Here is a 23,731-nt window from a genome sequence, read left to right as displayed (position 1 = left end):
TACTCAATACCAACGAACAGCGCATTACTACCCGGGGCAGCGATTTTTATACCACCACCAATTATATTTATGAAGTAGATGTTTTTTTAGTAAACCTTTCTTTTAACCTGAATCAACTCAGCAAAAAAGCCAAGTTCACTGAAAGTGAATTCGGGGAAAAAGAATTTTAATACCTTGTTCAATATGCCTCAGCAAGCCGCCTCGAATTTATATTCAGGCGGCTTTTTTATAACCAAATAAATTACATCCCGCTAAATTCCTGTTTAAATACGCTGCTAGTGAACTGCTATAAAATAGCATTATAACACTTTTACTGATCACCGAAGGCAATTTATTCCGGCATAAAATAAATATAAAATGGTCTGGTAAATAAAGCTGTTTTTAATTAATCCGCTTATCCTGAATACTTTGGGAGAGCAGCCGGTAAATTTCGGCAAACCGGGGCTCTGCTGCTAAAAGGCGAAGGTGTTCCTGCATAATATTTTCGTCGCCGCGGGCAGCCGGACCGGTTTGCACCAGGAAAGGATTGTTTTGAATAGCTTTTTTAATAGTGGTTTGGATAAGCGGCTCTAATAAATTTACCGGCAGGTTTTGCCGAACTAATATTTCCTGACTGATGCCTAATAAATGGTTCGTAAAATTGCAGGCAAACACCGCTGCTAAATGCAGTTGCTTTCGCTCGGGCCCGGCCATAAATATTACCTGTTGGCTAATACTTTCGGCGAGGGTTTTAAGTAAGTCGGCCAGCGGCTGGTTGGTTGCTTCTAAGGCAAAGGGCGTTTCGGCAAAATTTATTGGCTGGTTCTTAGAGAAAGTCTGGATAGGATAAAATACACCGGCTCTGATTTGTAAATCGTCGCGTTGCAGAACGCTAAGCGGTAAACTGCCCGAAGTGTGCACCACACAACTCCCAACCGGAAATTTGGCGGCTTTTACTATACTAGCCACAGCAGCATCGGCTACACTTACTACATAAATATCGGCAGCGGGTAATTCCCGGAAATCCAGTTGATCGGTAGGAATTGCTTGCTTTAATTGTTGGGCCAATTGCGCCGCGTGCGGTAATTGCCGGGAATATACGACCGGCACCAAATGCCCGGCGGCTTCCAGCGCGCGGCTTAAATGCGTAGCCACCTGCCCGGAACCTATAAATATTATCCGTAAATTTTTAGCCATTACTGTAGTTTATGGTAAGTTCTAAAATTAGAAATAAATTATTTGTTTGGGGTGGCTGTTATATTAATGAGGCAAGATTAAAGCTAAAACTGGAAACCAGCCTAAATTAAAAAAGCTCCCTTAAAAAGAGAGCTTTTTGTTAAGCCTATATAATTCTAAAACTTTTAAGCATTTGCCACTTGTTTCTTTTGTTCTGATTGCCGGCGATCCGGTTTCAGGCTAGGTACAGTGTTATCCGGACCTTTACCTTCTTTAATCCGACGCACCATGGCCATTACAAAGCCTATACCCATTACCAGCGTACCTATCCAAAGCAGGTTTACAATAGGTTTTTCCATGGCTTTAAGAATAACGTAATCTTTCTGGGTGGTATTTACTCCAATTTTAAAGCGATTATTCTGGGTATCGATGTTCATGAAAGTTAAGCGTAAGCCTAAATCTTCAATTTCGTCGGGAATACGGGCTACCATATTGTCTTTGATTACAAACAACGGGTGGCCATGATATTCGCGGTTGTTTTCGCCGAATATTTTCAGGTCGGCCTGTACGGCCACGTCGTTAGGACCTAGTTCTACACCTTCTATTTTCCGGACCGGCTCAATGCCTTTAAGTACCCCAATATAATCGTTCAGGAACAGGGTATCGCCAATAGCCAGATCGCTTTCTTTCAACTCGCTCCACTCCCGTTCTTCTTCGTTGTTCATTACTGCCGATACGTGGGTGTATAAGTCACTAGCCCAGCCGGTTTTAATGTCCGGCGAAGCAAGGAAGCCCATTTGCTCGTTTATTTGCGCCCGCGGGTACAACGTAAAAGTTTTATCGGTGCCTTTTACCTGATATTTAATCTGATAATAAGTGTTTTCGGGCGTTATCGAAACGGTATCGCCGGTTTTAAAATACACTTTGTCGCCGTACTTTAAATCGTTGCGCGCCAAGGCCCGGTGTTCGTCCAGTTCTAAGCGGTAAAGCGATTCTTTATTTACATACCCCGGAAAACCGTCTACTTCCATAAACTGGCCCTGGTAGGTAAGTTGGTATTTACCCATTTCTACGGTATTGTTCCGGAACAGCAAGGTGTTATCGCGGTTTATATCTTCCGGGAAATCGCGGGAATAAAGTAAGCCCGATGTATTCTGAGAGATAATGGTAGAATAGCCTGATGAATATAGTACGCCAATCAGCATTAAAGCAATACCAATGTGGGCTACGGCGCCGCCGGTTAAAACTGCTTTGCGCTTGATTAAGGAAAATATCATGCCCAGGTTAGCAAATATGGCAAAGAAAGCCGCTACCAATAAAACAATATACCTTAAATCAGTCACTTTTTGTCCAAAGCCCATTTGCCCCAATACCAGCACCAGGCTCACAAATAATAAAGTTAAAATACCTGGTACAGCCAGCGAATTGGCAATTTTGCCTTTATCGCTTTTCTGCCACCACATCAGCTGGGCCAAACCAGTCAGGAATGCAATGCCTACACCCAACCACAACTGAAATTTAGTGTAGTGGGCAATCTGGTCGGCGGGTAAGGCCAGGTTACTCTTAATACCAATAAAGCCCATAAAGGCATTATATACCGGAATTGAAGTAGTAAACAACACCTGGAAAGCGCCTAAGCACAATACCACAGCCCCGATAAATACCCAGAATTCGGGGTTATAAGTAGTTAATTCTTTTTGCGTAGCCGGTATACCTTTCCAGCGCCACACCAGCAAAACTACTGCCAATACCACAAAAGCTGCCAGGTAGGTAAATAACTGCCCGGACAAACCTAAATCGGTAAAAGAGTGTACCGAGGCATTACCCAAAATACCACTACGGGTTAAGAAGGTAGCGTATAAGATTAATAAAAACGAGGCAATAGCCAAGATAAACGAAGTATGCAACCCGGCTTTGCTCCGCTTGTAAATTACCATGGTATGGATACTGGCCACCAGCACCAGCCACGGAATATACACGGCATTTTCTACGGGGTCCCAGTTCCAGTAACCGCCAAAGTTAAGGGTTTCGTACGCCCAGTAGGCCCCCATCATAATACCAATACCCAATACTACACCTCCAAACAAGGCCCAGGGCAGGGCCGGTTTAATCCAGGTTTTATATTCTCCTTTCCAGAGGCCGGCAATGGCAAACGCAAACGGCACCAATGCAGCCGCAAAACCCAAGAATAAAGTTGGCGGGTGAATCACCATCCAATAATTCTGTAACAATGGGTTCAGGCCGGTACCGTCTTTCGGAATAAAATTTGGGTTTAATTTAAATACCGGGGCATCGGGCATAAAATCGCGCAGCAAGATAAACGGCGAAGAACCAATTTTAAGGTCGCCGATAACTACCCCCAGAATCATGGAAGTCAGGAAAAGCTGCACAAACGCAAATACCGCCATGGTGGGTGCTTCCCATTTTTTATTAAACCAAATAACGGCTAAGCCTAATAAAGTATGCCAGAAAATCCAGAGTAAGAAACTTCCCTCCTGTCCTTCCCAGAAACACGATATCATAAAATGGGTGGGCAAATGGTTGCTGGAGTGGCTCCAGGCGTAATGGTACTCGTAACGATGGTTGTAAATAATATTAAACAGCGAAATAATAATACTAAATACGGCCAGCGTGTGAATATAAAAAGCGCCCCGCCCCAACTTTTGCCAGTTAGTATCTACTACCCCCAGCGGCTGTTTCCAGGAAGCCCGGAAATACGAGAAGGCCGCCACTATGGCCGCCACAAACGCCAGGATAACGCTAAAATGCCCCAGGTCTCCAATAAATGTATTATCATTTATATGTTTTAAGTGGTAAGTAATAAGTTATAAGTTGATTTTTCTGTTGTTCAATTCTTATCTAACCCTCAACTTAAAGATTAGGTAGAATACCGGCAGATGAAGTTAAAGCAGCAAATTTTTAGACTAACCACTTACTACTTATAACACTTAACTCTTTACTACAGCCCAGCGGACTCGGTCTTGATTTCTTTCTCGACGTATTTAGACGGACACTTGAGCAAAATTTTATCAGCTACAAATTTGTCTTGCTGCATTTTACCAATAATTACCACCTGCTCCGACCGTTCAAAATCCTGGGGCTTATTGTTGTAATAAACTACTTGCTGTTCCAGGCGGTTGGTATCTACCAGGGTAAAAGTAAAATAATTGGGGTCGATGCGGGGGTCGTAATGCATACCTACAATATGGTCGTTTGCATCTTTTTTGAGGCGGCCTACTACGTGTACCGGCGTGGAGTTTCCTTCCTCGGCCAGTTCGCGGGCTTCTTTAAACGATACGTAACTGCTGGCGTCGCCGGCAGTGGTAACAATAATAGCAATGGCTATGGCAATAACGGCAATACCTATAATGTGCGCTTTTTTCATTTTAAATAAACTTAATAAAACCGGCAGCTTTTAACTTAACACGCAAGGAGCAGATAAAAATCCGGGAAGTACAAAATAATTATCAAGTAAGTGCCTGATGTTTATCAGCTTTTATATTCTTTCTCCAGCCGACTAACTTTTTTATCGATCGAAATCAGGTAAAAGACCATGCCGGCCAAAACCACCAGCACACAACCCACTACAATATAAATTTTACCGTCGCGGCGCAGTTGGTCGGCCATTTCTATATCAGAGCTGTTGCTGTTGGCTTCTATCATTACGGTTTCTTCGGCTGGTGCCGGGGTGCCGGTTTGGGCAAAGGCAATATTGGTTATAAGTAAACTGAGGGCCAACCAGGAAAGCAGCACCCAACTTTTAAGCGTTTTCATATATTTTTTGTTTCAGAATCTCAAAGCGCGATTTTACATTTAAAATCCAGACGCCCAGTAAAGTCCAGGCAATAACGGCCGGGTAAAAAACCATCCGCATTTTACTGTCCATGTCGTAAGAGCTAAAGCCCGGGTTGCCACCGTTGCCGGGGTGCAAAGAATCGGTTAGGCGCGGCAGGATAAACAACAAGGGAATAAGCGCGGCGTAAGCAAAAATATTGTAAATGGCACTAATGCGGGCCCGTTGTTGCTGTTCGGCAAAAGAACCCCGTAGTACAAAGTAAGCAAAGTACATAAGCAGCCCAATGGCCGATGCGTTTTGTTTTGGGTCGTTGCTCCAGAACTCGCCCCAAGTTACGCGGGCCCAACCCATACCGGTAACAATGCCCAATATACCAAATAATAAACCTATTCGGGCCGCTTCTGTTGAGATTACATCGTTGCGCAGCGTGGGTTCTTTTAAATATTTAATGGCGTATACCACCGATACCAGCAGCAGCAGAATCATGCCAAACCACATGGGCACGTGAAAATATGTGTTGCGGATGCTCTCATTCAGGATGGCCAGCCGCGGCACCTCTTTCAGGAAGCCCGCTACTACGGTATACACCAGCAGCACCACCGTTAATCCTTTCCACCAGCTATTTTTCATTTTAAATAGTTATTAGTTTTAGCTGTAAGTTTTTAGTTTTGAACAACTTTGTCTTACCAGCAATATTTTTATTTAGTTCGGCATTAATCGCGCCACAGATACGGGTATAAAATATAAGACAGCGTTACCACAATGGTATTAATGGCCAGTAAAATCATTAACTCATCAGAACTGGTACTGCGGTCCAGGCCATCTATGGCATTTTTCGACAGTTTCATGAGCATTAGCAACATAGGTACTACTACCGGAAAACTGAGAATAGCCATTAAGGCGCTGCTGTTAGATGCTTTGGCCGCTATACCCGAGATCATGGTTAGGGAAGTTGAAAAACCAATTGCTCCGAGTAAAATAGTAACCAAAAACATGCCATCGTCTTGCACCGGGTTGCCAATAACCACCGCGTAAAACAGGTAGCACAACAAGGCCAACACCAGCATCAGGCAAGTATTATAAGCTATCTTGGCTATTATAACGCCCTGCGGACTCACCAGCGTATATAAATAGAGCAGCCGGCCTTTATTCTCCTGCATAAAACTTTTGGCAATGGCGTTTACCGAGGTAAACAACAAAATTATCCAGAACAAAGCATTCCAGACGGGTACGCCCAAGGTGCCACCACGTAAGCCAAAGCTTAAATAACAAATAAATACCGTGCTGCCCACGTACAAAAGCATACCATTAAAGGCATACTTTTGCCGCCACTCCAGTACAAAATCTTTTTGCATCAGGTATAGAACTTCTCGGAACAACACTTATCTATTTTGGTGCAAAGTTACAAAGAGAATAAATAGAAAGATAATAATTAGGTGGGTATCTGTGGGGGCGGTTATGTGCGTATTTTTTCAGGGCTACACTTTTACAGAAAAAGTACAGTCGCTTACAGGAAAGGTTTAAATTTTGGCAATTTTGCCCTAAAAACCGGCGCCATATAAGCTATTACAGTACCTGGTTTTAGATTACAGGTGCCAAAATAAGAGCAAAGCAAATAATACCCGGCAAATTACCGGTAAGGTAAACAGCCGGAGTTAAACTGAAAAAGCTTATTTAAAAATTTATCTGGGCTTGTAACCGGACTAAATTACCCGCCTGGCGGTTGTTTAAACTTCGTAAGTCCTGGGTGAGGCGATCCGAAATAGTATATTGGCCCGTTAATTCAAAAGCCGGTATAGGTTGCCACTCCAGGCCAACTTCGGTCTCGTAGGTTTCGCTGTACCGGGCATCCGTTTCGGCTTTTTTGCCACCTTTATAATATTGCACCTTTACAAACGGAATTAATATTTGGTTCTCCACTTTTAACCAATACATAGCTTGGGCATAGCCCCCATGCAATGATTTTACTTCTATGGTTTGGGTTTCGGGGTTAAAAGTAGGCCCTTCACCAATATTATATTCGGTCTGGAAACCAAATGGCTGCGGATAAAGAATAAAACTGGCGGCTACGCGACGGTCAGTAAAGTTACCGCCTTTAACTGCGTTGCTGCTTAATTGGTCGGGGGTAACGGCGTATTTTCCGGTATAAGCCTGCAAGCCAGGCTCAATAGTTTGGCCGGTCTTAAATGTAAACGGGTACGACAGCCGGGCAACCGTATGCAGGTTGTTGTTCGATTCTACTTTGTTTACCGTTTGGCCATTATATATGCCTAAAGCAAACACGCCGTAGTCGCCGCTGCCTTTTAATCCGTTTTTCACCAAATCGTTAAACTGTTCCCGGGTACTTTCGGGCGCCCAGTAAAGTAATAAGCCTAAATCGCGCTCGTTGGGCAAACCACTGTTAATAGCATCGCTCCTATCCATGGTTACCCGGTTCTGGCTCGATTGCATATTTTCGAACCCGTACGGTATTTTGCTTTGTCCTATCCGCAACCGGAATTCATTTTTTTCATCCAGAGAAATATCGGCGTACGCATCCCGTATTTGCGCAAAATTAATGGTACTGCTGCCGGCCGGCGTAGAACCTAAATCGGCTTGTACATAAAAAAATACGCGTTTGTGAAGTTGACCGCTAAATACCAAACGCGCCCGCCGGATTAAAAAACCGCCCTTATCGCCTACCGAAGCATCGTAAGGTGTTTTAAAATTGGGATTCGTTTCTAGCAACCGGCTATAGCGCACCTGCAAATAGCCCCGGAGCGAAATACGTTCGTACCAGTTAGCTTTACTTAAATTAACCGGATGCTGAATATCATCGGCTTTGGGAATAGATTTTACCGAATCGGCTGGTACCGCCACTTTTTGCGCAATAGCAACATGGCTAAAAAAAAATAAAGCAATTCCTAAGCTGATTTTTTGCAAAACCGCCTTTGGAAAACTTTTGTTTATGGGTGAGAACATAAACGCTGTTTTCTGGTGATAAATTGATGGTGGAAAGCGCCTACTAAAATTGATTTATTCTGAATCAGTTATTTCTAGTGTAGCGCTTATTATGATCTTTACCGATTAGTAAGGCCGGCAAAAATTAGCTGCAAAATTAATCTTTTAATATGAATCCAAAATCATTTTCTGCGCTTATAGTGTTATCAAATTGTTAAGTTTAAAAAGTCAATGTTACGGATTTGTTAAATTAGCTTTCTATTTTTGCTTTCCACAGGAAAAAACCAATGATAAAAATTAGATTTTTCGTTAGCTTTATAATTCTTTTACACTTGCCCATTTTAAAACTAGCCGCCCAAAACCGGGAATATACCACCGGAAACATGTTTTGGTCGGAGTTAAATGTGATTGGCAATATTAAAGGCAAGTGGAATTACCAGTTAGATGTGCAGCACCGGCGCTTAGCCCCTCCCGAAAATGCTCCCGGTAATCAGGCCAACATTTTTCGGTACCCTTTGTTGCAGGTGGTTCGACCTTGGCTGCATTACCAACTAAACCCCGATTTACGTTTTTCGTTTGCGCCGGTGGCCTGGGTTATTAACTGGCGCTTGCCCAACCACGACCACACGCCGTTCCACCCGGAATTCCGGATTACCCCGCAAATTACACATCGGCACCAGATAGGCCGGGCCGTTATTCAGCACCGCTATCGGTTTGAGTACCGCTTGGTGGGCCGCGATCATCCGGTAGGTGAACCCGAGGTTAACAACGCCTATACGTTTGATGATTCGCGGCGGCGAGGCCGGTTCCGGTACATGGCGCGGGTAGATATGCCTATTAACAACAAAACCATTGTAGACGGCACTTTTTACGGAACGGCTTTTGATGAATTAATGGTAAATACCGGTAAAAATATACCCAACACTAACTTTTTTGACCAAAACCGGGTTTATGCCGGTCTGGGCTACCGCTTTTCTAAATATTTCCGGTTAGAAGGGGGTTATTTGCGGCAAACAGCGTTTCGGTTTAACAATGCAGCTGCCAATAATATTGAGAATAATAATATATTCCAGGTGTTTGTAATTTTTGACCAGTTTAGTTCTTTGTTTAAAAAAGAAGAACCCTTACCGGCAGCTCCCTGATAGAAAGCAACTAAAATATCAAATAAAAAGGAATCTTCTTTAGCAGAGGATTCCTTTTTGTTTTTTAATATTCTGGTGAGAATATATCAGAAACTTGTTTTTATCTGTTTGAATTAACGCCGCCTTTGCGGGTGTTATCACCGCCAATTTGTTAGTTTAGTCTGGCTACTGGCCGGTGAAAACTCCGGCAAGCGCAAATATTACTATCATTTTAAACTACAAAGCAGAACCATTTATATTTCCGGCAGACATATTTCTACTGTTTCGCTTTTACCGCCTGCCCTTCTCGTATTTCTTCCGAAGCTTCCAACGCAACTAAATCGCCTTTTTGTACGGCACCGAATATTTCTACCAGCGTATCGACCACCATGCCTTTCTGCACATTAATCCATTTGGCTTTGCCGCCGGTGGTGCTAATGACAAATACTTTTTCATCGGAATCAACTACGCTGGTTTGGGGCACAAATAAGGTTTCGGACTGGCGCAAGAGCGGCAATTGCACCTGGGCGTACATACCGGCTTTTAATTCGCCGGTCGGGTTTTTCACTTCAAATTCGGTCATCATCACGCGGGCGCTTTCGTTAATACTTTGCGAACTGCGGGCAAACGGCGCGGTAAATTCCTTATCCGGGATGGCGGTTACGGCAAAGCTAACGGGCTTTTTATCGTTCAGGAAATTGGCATATTTTTCCGGGATGGCCACCGTTAACCGCAGCACGCTCTGGTCTTCTAAATAAAATAACGCTTTGCCCGCATCAGCGCCTACCAACGTGCCCGGACTAATATTTCGCTCGATAATGGTGCCTCTAAAAGGGGCCGTAATAATTAAATAACTAGCCAGTTGCTTTTTAGAATTAACGTGCGATTTAGCCGAACGCACATTCCCAATAGCATTGGCCAGCGCGGCGCTATCGCCTAACATCCGGGAAAAGGCTTGCTCTAACTCTACCGGGGCAATGGCGCCGTTGGTTTTATTCGCTTTTTGCAAACGTACATAGCTTTGTTTGGAGGCAAACGTTTTGGCTTTGGCCTCGTGCAGAGCGGCTTCGGCGGCGTGCAACATGCCCCGGGCCTGGTCGAGTTCGGCTATTACTTCCGGCGCATCTAATATGGCCAATACCTGCCCTTTTTTTACCTGCGCCCCGCGGTCAACTTTAACCGTTTTAACAAAGCCTTTTACCTTGGCATGAATACTCACTTTATTCAGGGGCAATAATTCTCCGGGAATAACAATGGGTTTGGTGGGCTGCATACTCACCACCTCGGTTACTTTTATTTCGGGCGTAACCGGTTGGTTTTCGGTTTGGGCCGGAACTTCTTTATGCTGATTACAAGCGCCAAGGCCGGCAAGCAGGAAAGGGAAAAAGAATAATTTTGCTATTTTCATATTTGGCTAAGATTAGAAGGATAATATTTACTTTCAGGGTCTTCGGGGTCGAGGGAAACGGACGCGTACGAAGCTTTTTTCTGCAACAGCAGGAAGATGCCGGGCAATATCAGCAGCGAAGCAAACGTAGAAGCAATTAAGCCGCCAATTACCGCCTGCCCTAACGGTGCAATCTGGTCGCCTCCTTCGCCTAAGCCCGAAGCCATGGGCAGCATCCCGGCCACCATCGCAATACTCGTCATCAGAATCGGGCGAATCCGGCCCAGCGCGGCCCGAACAGCGGCTTCTTTAGAATCTTTTAATTGCAGGCGCAGATTTTCGGCATTGGTAACCAATAAAATGGCGTTTGCTACCGATACCCCCACCGACATAATCAGGCCCATGTACGATTGCAGGTTAAGCGTCGCGCCGCAAATGAGCAGCATTAACAGCGAACCCGCCAACACCGCTGGAATAGCCGATAATATCAGCAACGATAATTTAAACGACTGGAAATTAGCCGTAAGCAACAGGAATATAATAATAATGGCAATTAATAAACCGGTTTGTAAGCTGCTTAGTGTTTCGTTTAATAAAGTGGTTTGGCCTTTAAATTCTACCAAGGTGCCCCGCGGCGCAACGCCGGCTTTCTGAATAGCTTCCTGCACCGCTTTTCCGGCGGTACCCAAATCTACATCGTGCAAATTGGCGGTAAGCGTAACCAGGCGGTTGGGGCCGGAGCGGTCGTACTGGCCGGGGCCTTTCTCCTCCGAAAAAGTGGCCACATCGGCTAGCGTGGGGTGCATTTGCCCGGATTTGAGCGGCACTGTCGAAATATCCTCAACCGACGACATCTGGTTTACCGGAATCTGGATTTGCACCTGGTAGGCCAGGCCTTTGCTTCTATCGAGCCATAAGTTTTTATCGGTAAAACGCGTAGACGAAGTAGCCGATACCAGCGAGCGGGCTACCTGCGTAGAGGTTACGCCTAACTGCCCGGCGCGTTCGCGGTCTACGTTTACTTTTAAAATGGGGTAAGCCATGGGCTGGGCAATCTGCACATCGCGCAAAAACGGCACCTGCTGCAACTGGGCTAATATTTTCTGCCCGAATTTATCCGCTTCTTTAATATCCTTGGCGGCCACACTTATTTCCACGGGCGTCGGCGAGCCCTGGCTCATAATTTTATCCACCAGCTCAATCGGCTCGAAAGAAATATGTAAACCCGGAATATTTTGGGTTATGCGGTGGCGCAATTTCTCTTTCAGTTCGGCCATATTTACGTCGTAGCCTTCGTGCAACGAAACCTGCAAAACGGCTTCGTGCGGGCCGCTGTTAAACACGAAAATATTAGATGTACCGTAGCTAGATGGTACCGTGCCCACGTAAGCCGAGGATATTTCGACGTTACCGGCCCCAACTTCTGCATTGATGGCATCCAGCACGCGCAAGGTAATTTTTTCGGCGCGTTCTACCCGCGTACCGTCGGCGGCCCGGATGCGCATCTGGAACTGTTTACTGTTGGCGCGGGGCAAAATATCGGTACCAATAAAAACAAAACACAAACCAATAATTACCGCGCAAACCGCAAAATATACCGTTGCCGAAAGCCGGCCGCCGCTCATGACTTTTTGCAGTACTACTAAATATTTATCTTTAAATTTATCGAAGGCCGATTTTTTACCAGCATCATGGTGTTTATCGGCTACGTGGTCTTTGAGGAGCCAATTGGCCATTACCGGCACAAAGGTTTGGGAAAGCAAAAACGAGGCAATCATGGCAAAACCAACGGCCAACGACAAGGGCAAAAACATAGAACGCGGCACACCCGACATAATAAACGACGGCGCAAACACGGCCAGAATCGAAATCAGAATTAAAAACTCCGGGAAGGCAATTTCTTTACAGGCATCCCAAATGGCCTGGGCTTTGGGTTTGCCTTCTTCCAGGTGCTGGTGAATATTTTCGATGGAAACGGTGGCCTGGTCAACCAATACTCCAATCGCCAAAGCTAAACCACTCAGGGTCATAATATTAATGGTCTGGCCGAATAAATTTAACAAAATAACCGCCGATAATAAGGAAATCGGGATGGTTAAGACCACAATAATCACGCTCCGGAAATCGCGCAAAAACAGCAACACCATGAGGCCGGTTAAAATCGCGCCCAAAGCCCCTTCAACTACCAAACTTTTAAGGGAATTGCTTACGTAACCCGATTGGTCGAACTCATACGAAACTTTTACACCTTCGGGCAAGGCATCCTGGAATTTGGGCAAAGCGGCTTTTACGTTGTTTACCACGTCCAGCGTTGAGGCATCCGATTTTTTTACCACCGGAATATATACCGCCCGGCGGCCGTTTACCAGCGCATAACTTACCGTAATATCCGAGCCATCTTCTACGGTGCCCACATCGCGCACAAAAACCGTGGGGCCAGCGCCTACCCGTAACGGAATATTTAAAAAATCTTCGGGTTTATCAACCAAGGAATTTACGGGGGTTATTAACGATTTATCGCCGATGCGAATATTCCCGGCCGGCGAAGGCTGGTTGTTGGCAATAATGGCTTTAATAATTTCGTCGGGCGTGAGTTTGTAACTGCTTACCTGGTTGGGGTCGATTTTAATAATAATGGTGCGCTGGTTACCGCCGAACGGAGGCGGACTGGAAACCCCTTCAATTTTCGAGAACATGGGCCGGATGCGCGACGAAGCCAAATCCTGCAACTCGTTCAACGATTTGGTTTTGCTCTGGAATACCAACTGCCCCACCGGCACCGAACTGGCATCAAACCGGATTACCTGGGGCGGCACCGTCCCGTCGGGCATGTAGGCTTTGGCCCGGGATACATTATTGGCTACTTCGGCGGCGGCCTGCGCCATATCGGTACCCGGATAAAATTCCAGTTTAATTAAACACAGCCCCTGAATGGTTTTTACATCTACGTTGCGGATACCCGATACATATAAAAAGTGGTCCTGGTAACGCGTGGCAATAAACGCATCCATTTCTTCGGGCGCCATCCCGCCGTAGGGCTGCACAATGTAAATACTGGGCAAATCCAGGGCCGGAAATATATCTACCGGAATCCGGAAAATAGAAAGGATGGAAAAGAATGAGATTCCGAGCACCAGCACCAAAACGGCAATGGGCTTCCGTAAGGCCGAGCGGATTAATTGATACATATCTTATCTGATTTGAATGAGTGAATTTTTAAGTGTCTACCTGCTTTGGCGCGGCTTTACGACCTATTATTTAAGCTGATTTAAAAAATCGTCTACCTGGCCGCTGCCGGCGGCTTTTTGCAGCAAGGCCCGCCATGCGCCAATAAAAGCAATATATTTATCGGCTTCGGCGCGGTTTAGAGCCACTAAGCTTTGGGTAAAGGTGGGCAAATCGGTGAAGCCGCTTTCGTAACGGGCCTGCGCTTGCTGGAAGGCGGTTTGCGCGGTTTGTAACTGAATGGGAGCTAATCGAGCTTGTTCCAGGGCCAGTTTAAACTGCAAATCCGATTCTTTCAGTACCCGCTCCTGCCGCAATTGTTGTTCCTGGTAAAGTTGGTTAAACCGTTCGGCCTGGTATTTTTCACTAATATAATCGTGGCGCACCCGGAAATAATTGGTAAAATTCCAGCGGATGGCTGCGCCCACTAAATAATTATATACCTGGTACTGCGTGCCGCTGGCAAAATCGGTGCGGTAGCTATCGTCTTTGTTCGATACCCCAGAGCCCCGCGCCCATGCCGAACCTATAAAAGAAACCGACGGGTAAAACGAACGCTTGATGGCCGTGGCCCGCAAGCGGCTGAAATCTTCCTGCGATTTAAACAAGCGTAACACCGGCGTTTGCGCTAAATGCTCCGGCGTAAAAGTTAACTCCGTTGGCAAAGCCGTAAAAAACTGCATCGAATCCACGGCCAGTTCCTGTATTTTACCGGTTAGTTCGGCCAGGCGGTACAGTTGCGTTTTTTGGTTGCGTTCGCTTTCCAGCAATAATAAATTGGCTTTAATTAACTCGGTTTTGGCTAACGCGCTATCCACGCCCGGCCGCAAACCCGAAATAACCGAAGCCCGGATGGTCTGCTCAAAAACCCGCGCCCGCGCTACGTTATATTGCTGTACTTCGTGAATTTTCTGGGTAGCTAGCAAGGCCAGATACGCATCAATAATTTTGATTTTATGCTGAAAAACCTCGTTTTCTAAATCGAAAGATGCCGTAGCGGCCCCGGCTTTAGCTACGTTTACATTGGCCGCCACTTTGCCAAAATTTATTACTTTCCAGTCCAGCAGCGCGGAAGTAAAACTACCAAAAACCGGTTCGTAAATATTCTCGGGCCGGATGCCGCCGGAAGGCGAAAGCGCCGTGCCTTCGTTCGGGAAATAAGAACCGGTAACGCTGTTGTTGGTGGCGTAAGTATATTGGTGCTGCCCGGTTAAAGCCGGTAAATATTCGGTTTGGGCCGTTTTTACTTTTTGCTGCGCACCTTTTACTTCGGCCTGTTTGGCTTTAATAAAAGGATAATTGGTAACGCCCGCCTCAAGTACCTGTTTCAGGTTTACTGCTTGGGCTTGTACCGGCCGCGCCGGCAACAAACTGATTATCCAGACCAATATGAATACGGTAAGGCTTGGGTAACCAGCAAACAGTTCCGGCAACTTTAAACAATTCAGCCAAAAATAATCTTTATAACACGGGGGTTTACTTGTTCGAGATAACATTGCAAGCTGGTTAAGTACACATTTACAATTAAGTAACGTGAACAAAACTAGAGGCCAATGTTGGAAACAATTAGGAATATTGACCGGGAGTTAGAAGAAAATCAGACTTTTAGAAATTCCTAAATTTCTCCAGTATTCTGGCTTAATTTCCGGGTTTAAATATTGGCAGCATGAAAATATTATTGGTAGAAGATGAAAAGGGTTTGGCCGAGAGTATTGCTTCTCATTTATCGAAAGAAAAGTTTTTATGCGAGGTAGTATATACCTTAGAAGATGCCGTCGAAAAAATAAATTTATATTCCTTCGACTGCGCCATTATTGATATAAACTTGCCCGATGGCGAAGGATTTGCAGCCGTTGAGGCTTTGCGTAAAATAAGCTCGGCTACCGGCATTATTATTATTTCGGCCCGCAATGCCCTCGACGACAAAATAAAAGGCCTCGAAATTGGCTCCGACGATTACTTAACCAAACCTTTCCACTTATCGGAATTAATTGCGCGGGTAAAATCATTGCTGCGGCGGCGCAACTTTGGCGGCAACGACGAGGTTATTTTTAACGAAATAAAATTAAACTTTAAATCGCGGCAGGTATTTGTAAACCAGATAGAAACCCCGCTGGCCAAAAAAGAATACGATCTATTGTTATATTTTATTTCTAACTTAAATGTAGCCCTTACCAAAACCGCTATTGCCGAACACCTGTGGGGCGAAAATGCCGATAATTTTGATTCGCTGGACATGGTATATTCGCACATCAAAAACCTACGTCGTAAATTAATCGAAAAAGGCAGCCGCGATTATTTAAAATCTATTTACGGCATTGGTTATAAATTCGGGAACACGTGAAATTACTGGCTAAAACCAACCGCTATTATATTTTCTTTTCGGTTGTAACTTACATAATAATTGCGGGTGCGTTTTACCTGGTGGTGCAGCACGTTATTTACCGCGATATTGAAAAACGCTTGCTGGTAGAGCGCAAAGATTTTGAAGCTTATATTAAGAAAACCGGCAGTTGGGATAAAAGCTGTTATTTTATTTCGGATAAAATTGATTTAACCCTGGTGCCGGACACCCTGGCCCGGGTACCTTTATTTCAGGATACCGAATTGCCCAACCGGTACACCGCCGAATTAGTACCGTACCGCGAAATTAAGTTTTACACCACGGCCAATGGCCATTATTACTTAGTCCGGATTCGGAAATCGCTGATTGAATCAGACGAGCTGCTATCGTTTATTACCGGCACCATGCTTTTATTTTTATCGGCGGCGCTGTTGCTGTTATTTTGGTTTCAGAAAAAAAACTCCCAAACCATCTGGAAACCGTTTTACCAAACCCTGGCTGCCGTTAAAACCTTTGATTTAAAAAAAGATGCCGACCTGCCATTAAACAGCGGCGAAATATCTGAATTTGGCGAAATGAACGAAGTTTTCCGGAAAATGACCGATAAAATCCGGCGCGACTACCGCAACTTGAAAGAATTTACTGAAAATGCCTCACACGAAATTCAAACGCCGCTGGCCCTTATAAATGGCCGGGTAGAAGAACTGATTCAGGAAGAAAATTTATCTCAAAAACAGGTTTACTGGATCCAAGAAATTCATAAAGCGTCTATCCGGTTATCTAAGCTTAACCAGGCGCTTTTGCTTTTATCTAAAATAGAAAACGAGCAGTTCCACGAAACCAAAACAGTAAACCTCTCGGAGCTAATTAAAGCTAAAATTGCTGATTATGAAGACGTAATTGAAAACCACCAGCTAACGGTTTGTTTTAAAAAAGAAGAAGACTTTTTAATTACCATAAACCCGGTGTTGGCCGATATCTTGATTTCGAACCTGGTAGGCAACGCCATCAAACACAATATTAATGGGGGCGTTATTAAAATATATACTTACCAAAACCGGCTAGAGCTTGTAAATACCGGCAAAGCTATGACCAACAATCCCGAAAAATTATTTGCCCGCTTTAAAAAAGAAAAACACAACTCCGACTCGCTGGGCCTGGGGCTTGCCATTGCGCGGGAAATAAGCAGTTATAACCAGCTAAAGGTCTTTTATCAGTACAAAAAGCAGGTACACAAGCTGGTTTTGCAAAATTAAAAATACCCTCTGTAATACTTTTCTATCAAATTACACTTTTAAAAACAGCTCTTGCGCTGCCTATTACTGGTTAGTAGTAATATTTTACTCCGGATTAAAATTCCCAATTGTTTCCAGTTTCGTGCGGCAACTTTGTGTGATTTTATAATTAAGCTGTTTACAAAAAAATAACTGGCTAAGCTTACATTGCTTCAAGGCAAAATTTTTACCTGTCTGGGTAGGGTAAGAGCCTGGTAAATTGTTTTAAAATAAAGAAAAGTGTACAAATATTATTAACAAACATTTAAACTAACTAATATACAAACCTTTACACACGCATTTAGCCTTAACATTAACGTAGCGTACAGCCGGTTGGGCTAAAAACTGGTATTTAATATTTATTACTTAACCCTATTACCATGAAAAACAAATCAGTTCTATTTGCAGGTGTTTTTTCCAGTTTGTTATTTTTCGGATGCGAAAAAGAAGAAGTTATCAGTGATAACGAATTACCGCAACCAGCCCGGACGTTTATTTCTACGCATTTTCCGGATGCTGCCATCTCGCGGATAAAAAGAGAAAAAGATTCTAAAGCCACCGACTATGATGTAACCCTTAACAATGGCTTTAGCTTAGATTTTGATGAGGCCGGCGATGTTACCGATATTGACGGCACAACAAATAAATTACCCGACAGTGTGGTTCCGGCCAAAATTTTAGATTACGTAAAAACCAACTACGCTACGGATAGTATTGTTGGCTGGGAAAAATATAACAACGGGCAGGATGTTGAACTAGGCAGCAAACTAGAATTAGTGTTTGACAAAGACAGCAATTTTCTGCGCCTGGACTAATTAGTCCGGTTCTCCCCGCACATTAAGTTATTACGTAATATTTAGGTAACCGCCTTGGTTTAATCAGATTTTTATTTGATTAAACCAAGACGGTTATTTTGTTTACAAGCCTACAAACCTACTGCTGCCGGTGTAAATATTTACAGGCTTATAGCTAATCTTGTAGCCGTTGCTGCTTTCCCATTTTCAGAAGAAAAATTTTTAATGATTAATAAACAAGAACTTGCAATACTAAAAAGTACAAACAAACACTCCTTTACCCTGTCTTTTCAGTTAATCTAACCTAAACTTTACGATTTGGTAACAAACGCCAACCAATCTTAACTTTATCTTAACCTGGTCTTAATTTTAGGTTAAAACAACCGGTATAGTTTTGCACCGAGACTAAATTATACCTTAATGAAACCAATATTTACCTTACTGGTAATTCTCACCTCGGCTTTTACTGCCCTTGCCCAAACCGGCACCTTAACCGGCAAAATAAAAGATAAAACTACCGGCGAACCTATAATTGGTGCCACGGTGGCCGTTGTAAATACCAACAAAGGCGCCACCAGTGATTTTAACGGCGATTTTACCATTCCTTTAGAGGCAGGCACTTACCAGGTAAGTGTTACCTACGTGTCGTACAAAAGCCAGACTTTCGATAACATTAAAGTAGTTCCCAGCCAGAAAGCTACCCTTAACGTTGCCCTCGAAACATCGGCAACCACTCTGGAAGCAGTTACGGTTACAGCTGCCCGGCAAACCAATACCGATATTGCCCTTATCCAGGAAATGAAAAGCAGCAATATTGTGGTAAGCGGTATGTCGTCGGAGCAGATTATGCGCACCCAGGATAGAGACGCGGCCGAAGTAGTAAAGCGTATTCCGGGCATTACCATTATGGATAACCGCTTTATTGTGGTGCGGGGCCTAAGCGAACGGTACAATACCGTTATGTTAAACGAAGCGCTGGCGCCCAGTTCTGAAGTAGATGTCAGGGCTTTTTCGTTTGATGTGCTGCCCACCAGCGTTATCGACCGGGTTTTAATATTTAAGTCGCCGGCCCCGGAACTACCCGGCGATTTTGCCGGCGGTACCATTAAAGTATACACCAAAAATGCAGTGAATGAAAATTCGACTTCTTTTAGTCTTTCTTCTTCTCACCGCGGTGGCACCACTTTCAAAGATTTTAATACTTATAACGGTAGCAAAACCGACTTCTTAGGTTTCGACAACGGCACCAGAAAATTACCGAGTGATTTCCCCAGCACAACAACTTTCCAAAATTCTTTATCAGCAGCCCAAAAAGCCCAATATGGCAAAACTTTGCCTAATATCTGGAAAATAAACAATGCCATTGCTGCCCCCGACTTACGCTTAAGCTTAGGGTTAAATCGTTTATTTTCTATCGGAGACAAAAAACTTACCAGTATTACAGCGGCTTCTTATACCAACGCCCGGCAAAACCTGAACATTGAACGGAATAATTATTTCGACTACACCCAAGGGCAACCCAAGGAAATTAATATGCAGTTCCGGGATCAGTTCTCTTCGTCGGTAGTGCGGGTGGGGTTGTTGCAAAACTTTGCCTTAAGCCTGAACGACCGCAATAAATTAGAATTCCGGAATTTGTTCAACCAAATTGGCGTAGCCCAGACTACCATCCGGGAAGGATTTCAGCGCGACTTAGGCGACCAGGAAGAAAGAAATTATTTTTTAGGATACGAAAGCCGCAGTATTTTATCGAGCCAGTTGCAAGGCACGCATACGCTGGCCAATAAAAAAGATGTAATTACCTGGAACGGCGGCTTTAACTTAATCAGCCGGGAACAACCGGATATAAGACGCCTCCGCACGGTACGGCCAACCAACAGCGAAGCACCCTATGATGTTATTATTCCGTCGGCCACTTCCCTGAATAATGCCGGCCGGTTTTATTCTGATTTAACCGAAAGAGGCGTAATTGCCGGTGGCCAGTTAGAGCACACCTTTGGCAACCCGGATTCGGCGGCTACAGAAAAAAGCTTAAAACTAAAAGTAGGATTTTACGCCGAAAGAAAAGACCGTGATTTTAACAGCCGCTACTTTGGTTATATTTTCCCTTTTGGTAGCACCGCCAACCGCCAAACTATTACCAGCTTACCGCTAAATCAGGTGTTTGCGCCCCAGAACCTGGATGCTTCTAGCGGTATGGTCATTGATGAACTTACCCGGATTAACGACAAATATACCGCCTCCAATACCTTAGGCGCGGGCTATATTTCCTTAACCAAAACATTTAATAAAATTACCTTTTACGGTGGGGTACGGGGCGAGTATAACCTGCGTAAATTAACCGCCGAAGATTACACCAGCAATGTAAATGTTAATGATGGCCAGTTTTACTTGTTGCCTTCGGCTAATCTGGCGTATAACTTCAATAATCGTTCTTTGCTGCGCTTTGCTTACGGTAAAACCTTAAACCGCCCCGAGTTCCGGGAACAAGCCCGGTTTAGCTTCTACGATTTTAATGAAAACGCTTCTATATCGGGCAACCCGGATTTAGTTACCGCCACCATCCATAACCTGGATTTAAGGCACGAATTTTACCCCACCCCTACGGAATTAATATCGCTGGGCGTATTTTACAAGAAATTCTTTAACCCCATCGAAACCACAATTGAGTCGAGCGGAGGGGCGCCAACTTATTCTTTTGCCAACGCCGAGGAAGCGACTGATTTTGGTTTAGAAGCCGAAATAAAAAAGTCCTTCATTACGCTTGCCAATTCCAGATTTATTCAAAACCATTCCTTTGTTTTAAATGCTTCGGTAATCCGCAGCCGGGTTAATTTTGGTGATTCCCGCTTTGTAGCAGCGCAGGACAACGAACGGGCTTTGCAAGGTCAGTCGCCTTATATTATTAACACGGGCCTGTACTTCCAGGACGATGATAAAGGCTGGCAATATTCTATTATGTACAATGTATTAGGCAAAAGAATTTACCGGGTTGGTTCGGTAAATGGTAACCCTACCGTGTACGAAATGCCACGCAGTGTAATTGATTTAAGCCTTACCAAGAACTTTAAAAATGGTTTACAGTTTAAAGCCGGCGTGCAGGATTTATTAAATCAAGCCTCCCACTTTATTCAGGATACCGACCGCAACGGCAATATCACCCATTTCGATGATTCTGTAATTTATTCGAAAAGAGGCACCTACTCTACCATTGGTGTATCCTACAACTTTTAAAACCCACATACACACAAAAATCTATTTAAATTAATTATGAAAAAATTAGGTAAATTATTCCTATTAAGTTTTTTAGCTGCATTCACTTTTGGTTGTGAGGATGAGGAAAATAATGGCGGCGGACAACCCGATAAAGAAGCAGCTACCCTGAGTGGCTCTATAACCAGTAATACTACCTTAAATGCCAATACTGTTTATACCCTAAATGGCTTTGTGTATGTAGAAGACGGTGCTACCTTAACCATTGAGCCCGGCACCCTAATAAAAGGCGGCCCTAAAGCCGGTAAAGGCACCCTTATTATTAAGCGTGGTGGCAAAATAATGGCCGAAGGTACCAAAGAAAAACCCATTGTTTTTACTTCTTCGCAACCAAAAGGCTCGCGGGCACCCGGCGATTGGGGTGGCATAATTATTACCGGAAAAGCACCTAATAACCAGTCCGTTGAGCCCAAGATAGAAGGTGGTCCGGAAGCTTATTACGGTGGCAATGTAGCAAACGATAATTCTGGCGTATTAAAATATGTGCGGATAGAGTTTGCCGGCGTAGCGCTGGAACCCGATAGAGAAATTAACGGCTTAACCATGGGCTCAGTGGGTTCCGGCACTACCATAGATTACGTACAGGTTTCTTTTGGCGGCGATGATGCCTTTGAATGGTTTGGCGGCACTGTTAATGCCAAGCACTTAGTTGCGTACAAAACCATTGACGATATGTTTGATACCGACTTTGGTTTCAGCGGCAAAGTGCAGTATGTATTAGGCGTGAGCGATCCTAATTTATCGGACTTAGCTGGTGCTTCTAATGGTTTTGAATCAGACAACGATGCCAACGGCACCACTAATACGCCGCTTACCACGGCCGCTTTCTCTAATGCCACTATTATTGGTCCGGGCACACCCGGTACCGGTCAGAAATTTGGGCAAGGTGCCCACCTGAAAAAAGGTACCAGCCTCTCTATCTACAACAGCGTTATTACCGGTTGGGATAAAGCCATTACTTTTGATGGCAATCCGGTAGAGGGATACGCTACCAGTAACAGTATTAAAATACAAAATACGGTGGTAAATGGTACCGTTGGCAAAGCAAGCTCTTCTACTACTGCTTTTAATCCCAATGCCTGGTTTACTACCGCTGCTTTTAGCAACATGATTAAGCCCCATGCTGAACTTGGTTTGAATACCGCAGCACCCTTTATGCCAACTACGGGCTCTATGCTTTTAAGTGGAGGCACCAATGTAGCCGGCTTCGAGAATACAAACTTCCGGGGAGCCTTTGGTGCTACTAACTGGGCCGAAGGCTGGACCAACTTCGATCCGCAAAACACCGACTACTAAACATCAATAATAATTGCGCATCTGAAGGGTGAGAATAGGATGCTGCAATTACCCAGTTAAGCAGCTTAGTCTCCTGCTTAACAAAAGGGGGCCTGCCTGTGAGGGCAGGCTTTTTGCTTTATAATTTTGCAATAAACTCCTAAACAATAGCTATTTGTTTATATGTATTTAAATAATTTATGTCAACAATTTGTTTTGAATATAAATATTACTTAACAGGAATACTGCTGTAAAAATTGTAATGTATAATTGGATTAGAGAGATTTTATTTGCGCAATAAACTTTTTATATGTGCTGAATATCAAAATCAGACTTTTGGATATTCATATAAAACGGCCTTTCTTTCCGCTTTAGAAAACCAGATTGTTAGCTTACAAGCCTTGATTTATAGTAATTAGAATACGCTACCTTCGTCCTATTTTTATCTGATATTATATTTTTGCTGGTGGAAATCTGCCACTATTTCCCCTGATTTAGCTGGTGATCTATAAGTCTGGAAAGCAAATCTCTTACCTAATATCAATATCAGCATTAGAAGGCAAATAAAAATAAGGTATCTTTTAGTATTCATCTTTTTAGGTAATTTTAAAGCGAGCAGATGTCGATTTTATTTTCACCTGGTTATTCATTGTGTTATGCGCTATACCTTAACCAAGCTCCTTCTCCAGAATAATCACCAATTTAATAAAGTATCAGTACTCATTATTTAGAGCCTTCACTTTATTAAAAACTAATGGAATAACTAGCAAGATTTCTAAAAAGGCTAGCATCGGCAGTTGCAGTTAATGTATAAAGGTTCTTATCCCAGAATTAACTCTGCGAGCATGCTGAATATTAGTGACATTCTACCTCAATTAAGGTGCATTAACGGTGAACTCAATCGCATGGCTTTCCTGTTTTGATCTGGTTAGTTACACCTGCAAAATCATCGTCTATAATGCCAACCCATAACCCTTCCCCAGATTATTCATCAACCAGAAATAATAAAAAATCCCAGGTATCAGCCCCGGGATTTTTTATTCAAAATAGATACATCTTGATTTTACCGCTCAATCATTAACCGTTTAGCCGATACGCTTTTATCGGTAACCAGTTTAATCAGGTAAACACCTTTGGCAAATTCGGC

Annotated in this window: 17 protein-coding genes; 7 read left to right on the top strand and 10 right to left on the bottom strand. The window is 43.9% G+C overall.

What is annotated here, in order from left to right:
* Window positions 1-381: 381 nt before the first annotated feature.
* From ACO1R6_RS09285 to ACO1R6_RS09255, 7 genes are all read right to left on the bottom strand, one after another.
* Window positions 382-1,176, bottom strand: a complete 795-nt coding sequence (locus ACO1R6_RS09285; protein ID WP_486264144.1) for a Rossmann-like and DUF2520 domain-containing protein — start codon at window positions 1,174-1,176, stop codon at window positions 382-384.
* Between the two features lie 164 nt (window positions 1,177-1,340).
* A complete protein-coding gene (ccsA, locus tag ACO1R6_RS09280; protein WP_486264142.1) occupies window positions 1,341-3,899 on the bottom strand; it encodes a cytochrome c biogenesis protein CcsA in 2,559 nt (852 codons plus the stop codon).
* Window positions 3,900-4,114: 215 nt separating this feature from the next.
* Complete coding sequence (locus tag ACO1R6_RS09275; RefSeq protein ID WP_486264141.1) at window positions 4,115-4,540, bottom strand: cytochrome c maturation protein CcmE domain-containing protein; 426 nt, start codon at window positions 4,538-4,540, stop codon at window positions 4,115-4,117.
* 104 nt (window positions 4,541-4,644) lie between these two features.
* A complete protein-coding gene (locus ACO1R6_RS09270) occupies window positions 4,645-4,929 on the bottom strand; it encodes a CcmD family protein (protein ID WP_486264139.1) in 285 nt (94 codons plus the stop codon).
* Window positions 4,916-5,581: a cytochrome c biogenesis protein CcsA gene (gene ccsA / locus ACO1R6_RS09265; protein ID WP_486264137.1), complete on the bottom strand. Its 666-nt coding sequence runs from the start codon at window positions 5,579-5,581 to the stop codon at window positions 4,916-4,918. Before ccsA (ACO1R6_RS09265) ends, ACO1R6_RS09270 begins: the two co-directional genes overlap by 14 nt.
* 83 nt (window positions 5,582-5,664) lie before the next feature.
* A complete protein-coding gene (locus tag ACO1R6_RS09260) occupies window positions 5,665-6,306 on the bottom strand; it encodes a heme exporter protein CcmB (protein WP_486264146.1) in 642 nt (213 codons plus the stop codon).
* A gap of 319 nt (window positions 6,307-6,625) precedes the next feature.
* Window positions 6,626-7,912, bottom strand: a complete 1,287-nt coding sequence (locus tag ACO1R6_RS09255) for a porin (protein ID WP_486264135.1) — start codon at window positions 7,910-7,912, stop codon at window positions 6,626-6,628.
* Between the two features lie 311 nt (window positions 7,913-8,223).
* On the opposite strand from ACO1R6_RS09255, the gene ACO1R6_RS09250 reads away from it, so the two are divergent.
* Window positions 8,224-9,033 (top strand): DUF2490 domain-containing protein, encoded by an 810-nt coding sequence (locus tag ACO1R6_RS09250; protein WP_486264133.1) that lies wholly within the window; start codon window positions 8,224-8,226, stop codon window positions 9,031-9,033.
* Between the two features lie 256 nt (window positions 9,034-9,289).
* On the opposite strand, the gene ACO1R6_RS09245 is transcribed toward ACO1R6_RS09250, so the two are convergent.
* The 3 genes from ACO1R6_RS09245 to ACO1R6_RS09235 form a co-directional block, all read right to left on the bottom strand.
* Window positions 9,290-10,420 (bottom strand): efflux RND transporter periplasmic adaptor subunit, encoded by a 1,131-nt coding sequence (locus ACO1R6_RS09245; protein WP_486264131.1) that lies wholly within the window; start codon window positions 10,418-10,420, stop codon window positions 9,290-9,292.
* Window positions 10,417-13,587 (bottom strand): efflux RND transporter permease subunit, encoded by a 3,171-nt coding sequence (locus tag ACO1R6_RS09240; protein ID WP_486264130.1) that lies wholly within the window; start codon window positions 13,585-13,587, stop codon window positions 10,417-10,419. Before ACO1R6_RS09240 ends, ACO1R6_RS09245 begins: the two co-directional genes overlap by 4 nt.
* A gap of 66 nt (window positions 13,588-13,653) precedes the next feature.
* A complete protein-coding gene (locus ACO1R6_RS09235) occupies window positions 13,654-15,057 on the bottom strand; it encodes a TolC family protein (protein WP_486264128.1) in 1,404 nt (467 codons plus the stop codon).
* Window positions 15,058-15,290: 233 nt separating this feature from the next.
* Between ACO1R6_RS09235 and ACO1R6_RS09230 the strand changes: the two genes are divergently transcribed.
* The 6 genes from ACO1R6_RS09230 (at window position 15,291) to ACO1R6_RS09205 (ending at window position 22,605) form a co-directional block, all read left to right on the top strand.
* On the top strand, window positions 15,291-15,968 hold the full coding sequence (locus ACO1R6_RS09230) for a response regulator transcription factor (RefSeq protein ID WP_486264126.1): 678 nt from the start codon (window positions 15,291-15,293) through the stop codon (window positions 15,966-15,968).
* Complete coding sequence (gene porY, locus ACO1R6_RS09225; RefSeq protein WP_486264125.1) at window positions 15,965-17,224, top strand: PorY family sensor histidine kinase; 1,260 nt, start codon at window positions 15,965-15,967, stop codon at window positions 17,222-17,224. The genes ACO1R6_RS09230 and porY overlap by 4 nt, the downstream gene beginning before the upstream one ends.
* 398 nt (window positions 17,225-17,622) lie before the next feature.
* Window positions 17,623-18,057 (top strand): PepSY-like domain-containing protein, encoded by a 435-nt coding sequence (locus ACO1R6_RS09220; RefSeq protein WP_486264123.1) that lies wholly within the window; start codon window positions 17,623-17,625, stop codon window positions 18,055-18,057.
* A gap of 75 nt (window positions 18,058-18,132) precedes the next feature.
* Window positions 18,133-18,339 carry a hypothetical protein gene (locus ACO1R6_RS09215; RefSeq protein ID WP_486264122.1) on the top strand — a complete coding sequence of 69 codons (207 nt, stop codon included), beginning with the start codon at window positions 18,133-18,135 and terminating at the stop codon, window positions 18,337-18,339.
* Window positions 18,340-18,456: 117 nt separating this feature from the next.
* A complete protein-coding gene (locus ACO1R6_RS09210) occupies window positions 18,457-21,270 on the top strand; it encodes a TonB-dependent receptor (protein WP_486264120.1) in 2,814 nt (937 codons plus the stop codon).
* Between the two features lie 36 nt (window positions 21,271-21,306).
* On the top strand, window positions 21,307-22,605 hold the full coding sequence (locus ACO1R6_RS09205) for a T9SS C-terminal target domain-containing protein (protein WP_486264118.1): 1,299 nt from the start codon (window positions 21,307-21,309) through the stop codon (window positions 22,603-22,605).
* The last annotated feature ends 1,126 nt before the right edge of the window (window positions 22,606-23,731 follow it).

The organism is Adhaeribacter sp., assembly GCF_057359045.1.
This window is presented reverse-complemented; position numbering and strand designations above follow the sequence as displayed.